Origin of the sequence: Rhodococcus sp. MEB032 (assembly GCF_030208925.1) — a bacterium.
Classification (GTDB): domain Bacteria; phylum Actinomycetota; class Actinomycetes; order Mycobacteriales; family Mycobacteriaceae; genus Rhodococcus_F; species Rhodococcus_F qingshengii.
The window spans coordinates 1-6,100 of record NZ_JARVSY010000059.1 but is presented as its reverse complement, the minus strand read 5'-3'; the positions used below and the strand labels follow the sequence as shown (position 1 = coordinate 6,100).

Sequence of the window (6,100 nt, the reverse complement as noted above, 5' to 3'; positions counted from 1 at the left end):
GAGCCGTGTCATTCCACCCCTCGAGCACCAACGAACGCTCAACAGAATCCAAAATATCAACGTCACCAACACGCACCGAAGGATCGGTGGCTACGGAGGAGAGCAGTCGAAGAACTCTGTCCAGCAACGCAGTTGCGTAGTCGGCATCGAAGAAGTCCGGTAGGTACCGCAGCGTCAAGTGCAACTGCTCGTCGAGTGCGATCAGCAGGGTCAACGGGTAGTTCGTGGAATCGTCCGAGGCGATGTCGTCGATCATCATTCCGTCGAGAACATCCGCCTGTGCGGCGAGGCCCTCACGGTCGACCGGGTACGACTCGAATACAACCAACGTGTCGAACAGTGTTCCGACGTCCGCTGCTTTCTGGACATCGGTCAAACCGAGATAGTGATGATCAAGCATTCTCGCCTGCTCGATCTGGACCCTGGCAACCAATTCTTCGACGGACTCCGCGGCGTCGAGGCGCACCCGCACGGGGAGGGTGTTGATGAACAACCCGACCATCGATTCGACGCCGGTGAGCGCCGGTGGCCGGCCGGACACTGTTGCACCGAAGACAACGTCGTCGGTTCCGGTCAACGCACCGAGCAGGACCGCCCACGCGCTCTGCACGATCGTGTTGGCGGTGACCCCGAGTCGTGCGGCCAGAGCGGTGAGCGCCGCGGTTGTCTCCGACGACATCGACACGTTCAGCTTCTGTGACAGCGCGGTGAATTCCTGTCCGCCTGTGACCTGAGCAAGCAGCGTCGGCTCTTCGACGCCGGAAAGCACATCCGCCCAGGCTGTGAGTGATCGATCACGATCCTGATCGACAAGCCACGCCAGGTAATTGCGATAGCTACGCACACGCGGAAGAACCGAGTCGTCACCACGCGTCGCGTACAGCGCCAACAGGTTCTGCAAGAGCAGTGGCACCGACCAACCGTCGAGAATAATGTGGTGATTCGCCACCACCAAGCGATAGTCCCCCTCCGCCATGGTGACGAAGGTGAACCGAATCAACGGCGGTGACGCCATGTCGAAGTGTGTCGCCTGGTCAGCCGTCAAAACTTCGTTCAGAGCTGCCTCACGGTCGACGGCCGCAATATCGCTGAGATCGATGTTCCGCCACGGGACTGGAACGTCTTCGAGGACTATCTGGACCGGCGTTCCGTCGTCGTCGGCCGTGAATGCCGTTCGCAGGTTCGCATAACGGTCGATGATTCCCTGTGCTGCGGTGCGCAAGCGGTCGGCATCCACCTTCCCGGACAGAGTGAGAATCATCTGCACCGAGTAGAGGTCGACGCTGGATTCTGCCAACATCGCGTGGAAGAGCAAACCGGACTGCAGCGGTGCCAGGGGCCAGATGTCGGTCACCGTACCGAATCGATTCTCGAAGCCGTCGATATCTCGTTGGCTCACGGAGACAAGCGGCACGTCGGACGGTGTGAGTCCACCGGCTCCGACGGAGCGAGAATGCTCCGCCAGGGCAGTCAGTGCTTCGACCCAAATCTGTGCAAATGTCTCGACACTCTCGCCGTCGATGGCACCGACGGGGTATGCGAAAGAGGCCTCCAGAACAGCACCGTCTGCGCCGTCGTTGACGATCGCATTGATGTCGACGACCTTGTTTGCGGGCATGTCGACGTCTTCGGGTGCCGACACGTTGGCGAAATCGCCGGCCGGCAGCCACCCGAGTCCCTCGACGCCTGCCGGAAGATCCTCGGCGACAACTCGTCCCAGGTAGTTGAAGCTGACCTGTCCCCCGGCGAAGCGAGAAAGCACTGCGCGCGTGTCTTCGTTCAGGTAGCGCAGCAGTCCGTACCCGACGCCCTTGTCCGGGATCGCCAGAAGCTGTTCCTTCACTGCTTTGATCGCGCGTCCCGCCGAATCACCTCCGGCGAAAGCGTCACCCAGATCTACCTCGGAAAGATCGAGACTGATCGGGAAGGCAGCGGTGAACCAACCAACGGTCCTTGACAGATCCGCGCCAGGAATCACGGCTTCTTCGCGACCGTGGCCCTCGAGTTGCAGCAAGGCAGACGTCGAGTCGATTCCGGCTCGGCGACGCCACTCGATCAGCGCGAGTGCCAGTCCAGCGAGCAGGCCGTCGTTGGCGCCGCCGTTGAAAACCTCCGGCAGCGTGGTCAACAGAGTCTCCGTCACCTGAGTGGGGACCGTCACGCTTATCCGCTGAACCGTTGCCGCAACGTCGACGGCAGAGTCGTACGCCCTCTTACCCAGCACCGGGTCCGGTGTCTGCAACACCTTCCGCCACGTATCCAGCTCGGCCACACGCGAATCCCGATGGGCCTCTTCGGACAAAGCATGAGCCCAGCGTCGCATCGACGTACCGGTCGGCTCGAGAGCAACATCCCCCGTCGTTCCGGCTACATCCCCCGTCGCTCCGCTCGCCCCGGCCATCTGAGCCGCAGCCGACACCAGATCCGGAACGATGATTCGCCAGGAGACCCCGTCGACGATCAGGTGATGTGCAGCGATGATCAAGCGCCCGGTGCGAGTGGGACCGAAGTCGACCCACACGAACTGAACCATTACGCCGTCCGCCGGATTCAACCGGCCAAGAGCCTCGTCGAGGCCCTTGGAAGCCGTGAGAACAATTGTCGACTCGTCCGCAGCCGCGTCGACATCGACGCGGCTGAGCAGATCCTCGACGTCCACGGTTCCGGGCTCGGAGACCGACATCCCCCATCCGCGACCGTCGGAGATCAGCCGCGAGCGGAACATGTCGTGGTGGTCGACGACTGCGGCGAGTGTTCGCACGATGTCGGTTCGATGCACTCCGAGTGGAAGCTCGAGAGTCATCGTCTGCGTGAATCGGTTGTAGCTGCCACCGCGCTCGACCATGAATCGTTCGATCGGCGTCAACGGCATCCAGCCGACTCCACCGCCCGGCAACTCCTCGAGCACCACCGCGGCCTCGACGTCGGCGGCATACTTCGCCACTTCGGCCAACGCCGCGACAGTCTTGCTCTCGAAGACGTCACTGGGTGCGAATACGACCCCACGTGCCTTCGCACGAGAGACGAGTTGGATGGACATGATCGAGTCGCCGCCCTGAGCGAAGAACGAGTCGTCGGTGCCGATGCGATCCAGGCCGAGAACGTCCGCGAAGATCTCGCTCAGGATTTGTTCCATCTCGGTGACCGGGGCGCGGAATTCCTTGGTCTCGAAAACCGGTGCTGGGAGCGCTTTTCGGTCCAGCTTGCCTGCCGGACTGAGCGGCATGTCCGAGGAGACCATAACCGAAGCCGGAACCATATGGGCCGGAAGGGTTCTGGAGACAAATTCGATCAATTCCGCCGAAGTGACCGAAGCGTGCTTTCCGGTGAACACGTACGACACCAGCGCCGGGGCACCCGACGGCAGGGTCGTACCCATCGTCGCAGCGAACTCGACCTCGGGGTGTGCCGTCAGCGATGCATCGATTTCGCCCAGTTCGATACGGAAACCGCGAATCTTGACCTGGAAATCGTTGCGGCCCACGTATTCCACGGCGTAGGTGGAGGGTGCCGTTCCAGCGACCCAGCGCACCACGTCACCGGTTCGGTACATTCGCTCGCCCGGATTACCGTGCGGGTTTGCCACGAATCGATCGGCACTCAAGCCTGGACGACGATGATAGCCGCGGGTCACCTGAGGACCGGACAGATACAGCTCGCCCGAGACTCCCAGTGGAACTGGATTGAGTCGTGTGTCCAGGACGAATGCGGCCATGTCACCGATCGTGGCGCCGATGTCCATTCGGTCACCGGGCAGAAGCGGAACGCTGACGTTCGTCACGATCGTCGTCTCGGTCGGGCCGTAGACATTCAGGAATGTCCTGGGAGCCGAAGCCGACGCGGCCGATCCGTCCCCTGTCGTCCACTTGCTGATCAGTTCCGGCGAATACGCTTCGCCACCCACGCCTACCACCGTCAGGTCGTCCAGGCCGCTCGGGTCCATCGACGCCAGGGCAGCGGGTGTGATGAACGCATGCGTGACTCGTTCGCTACGGAACACCTCAGCCAGTTCGTCGCCGCCGTACACGCCAGGCGGGACGATGACCATCGTCGCGCCGGTGGCCACCGCGAGGAACAACTCGAGCATCGACGCGTCGAAACTCGGTGACGCGAAGTGCAATGTCCGCGAGGTGGGCTTCACGAGGTAGTGCGCGGCCTGCGTGACACTGAAGCTCGCCAGTCCCGCGTTGGTCGCGACAACGCCCTTCGGCAGTCCTGTCGTGCCGGAGGTGTAGATGACCCAAGCCGGATGAGCAGTCGTCAGTGGACGGACACGTTCCTCGGCATCTATTGGCGCTCCGGACACTCCGGCGATCATCTGTTCGCCGAGCGGTCCGTCCACGACCAACCACTCGACGTCGTCGGCGAGATTCGGACGTTCGACGTCGAGGGTCAGGCCAACCTTCGCACCCGAGTCGCTGAGCATGTGCGCGATACGGTCTGCCGGATAGTGCGGATCGATCGGAACGACCGCTGCCCCGGTCTTCGACACTGCCCAGACCGCGAGTACCGATTCGACGGATCTCGGAATTGACACCGCCACAAGATCTTCAGCCCCGAGACCACGGTTGATCAAAACGCGGGCCAGCTTCGACGACCACTCGTCGACCTCTCGATACGTCATGGACCTACCGGCCGCGGCCTGCGCCGTGCCCGGGTAGCGCAAAGCGACGTTGTCCGGGTAGCGCGCAGCAGCGTCGGCAAGAATCTCGGCCAACGGCGCCTGCGCTACTCCTGACGAAGCCCTTTGACTCGTCAGAACCTCACGCTCGGACGCGTCGAGGATTTCGATGTCACCCACTGAAGTTGCGGGGTCCGTCGCAATTCCGTTCAGAATGCGCATCAATCGTGCGGCGAATCCGCGGACGGTCGATTCGTCGAACAGATCCGTCGCGTACGTGAACGTCGCCGACAGCCCTTCTGATACCTCACCGATCGTGAGCTGCAGGTCGAACTTGGCCACGGTCTCGTCGATTTCGAACTCGGCCGCCGTCAGACCGGGCAGAGCCAACGAGTTCTGCCCCAGGTTCTGAAATGCCAATGCCACCTGGAACAGCGGGTGATGTGCCCTCGACCGAACGGGATCCAGCACTTCCACGAGCCGCTCGAACGGAAGGTCCGAGTGCGCGAACGCCTGAAGGTCGGTTTCCCGAGCCGAGGCCAGAAGTGTTGTGAACGCCGCCGAAGGATCAACCTCGGTACGCAAAACCAGGGTGTTGACGAACATTCCGATCAAATCGTCGAGTTCGGATTCACCTCGCCCGGCCATCGGTGCACCGATGTTGATGTCCGTTGTTCCCGACAGACGAGCGAGAAGCGACGCCAGAGCCGCATGGACCACCATGAACATCGACGCATTGTGTTCCCGGCCCACGCTGATCAGCCGCTCATGCAATTCCTGACCGATCGAGAATTCGAATGTCGCTCCCTGACCGGAGAATACCGCCGGCCGAGCCCGATCCCCCGGAAGATTCAACTGTTCGGGCACGCCGTCCAGTGCTTGCGCCCAGTAAGTGATCTGTTGCGCGATGACGGACTGCGGATCGTCCTCGGACCCGAGAACCTCACGCTGCCACAACGAGTAATCGGCATACTGCACCGGCAACGGCGTCCAGGTTGGAGCCTGGCCGTTGGTTCGGGCGTAGTAGGCGGTCATGACGTCGCGGGTCAACGGGCCCATCGAGAAGCCGTCGGTCGAGATGTGATGCACCACGAATACCAGAACGTGCTCGTCGGCCTTGATCTGGAAAAGCTTGGCGCGCAACGGCACCTCGGCCGTCACGTCGAAGCCTGCCGCTACGAAGTTCGTTACCTCGGAAACGATCTCCGAATCCGAGACCGAGGTTGCAGCGAGGTTCACGTCGACATCAGCCGGTGCAACGATCTTCTGGTAGCCGACGCCGTCGACCTCGGGGTAGACCGTGCGCAGAACCTCGTGACGGCCGATAACGTCGGCGACCGCTTGCTCCAGCCCCGAGACGTCCAGTTCTCCGGTGAGAGTTATCGCAACCGGGACGTTGTTCCCTGCCGAGCTCGTATCCAACTGGTTGAGGAACCACATGCGCTGCTGCGCCAACGACAACGGCACCCGAACCGGACG

Annotated in this window: 1 protein-coding gene; it reads right to left on the bottom strand. The window is 62.1% G+C overall.

Translation table 11 applies throughout. The annotated features are described in order from the left end of the window. Nucleotides 1-6,100: non-ribosomal peptide synthetase (locus tag QRN54_RS33290; protein WP_285184024.1), on the bottom strand; the 6,100-nt coding region annotated here is incomplete at both ends.